The following is a 298-nucleotide window of genomic DNA, read 5'->3' on the forward strand; positions in this document are numbered from 1 at the left end:
GGTCACGGGCATCGCTGCTGTTGCACTAATGGCAATCGCTGGTCGTATATGGCAAGGCGGGCGTGGTGCAGTGGTCTCTGTGAGTGACGTAGTACGTAAAGCGCCTTGGCAAATCGTCCTGTTTTCGATCGGTATGTATCTGGTGGTATATGGTCTGGGTAATGCAGGGCTTACGGCCTATGGTGCACAAGTACTCAACTGGTTAGGACAACAAGGTGCAGTCATTGCTACGGTTGGAACTGGGTTCTTGTCCGCTATAGTTGCTTCTGTTATGAATAATATGCCAGCAACCTTAGTC

1 protein-coding gene is annotated in these 298 nt (G+C 50.3%); it reads left to right on the plus strand.

Translation table 11 applies throughout. From position 1 onward, the window contains the following. A partial coding sequence (locus tag AAEY87_RS13885) for an ArsB/NhaD family transporter (protein WP_350657592.1) occupies positions 1 to 298 on the plus strand: 298 nt, incomplete at both ends.

The sequence above is a fragment of the Psychrobacter sp. S1-30-MNA-CIBAN-0213 genome, assembly GCF_040309845.1.
GTDB lineage: Bacteria > Pseudomonadota > Gammaproteobacteria > Pseudomonadales > Moraxellaceae > Psychrobacter.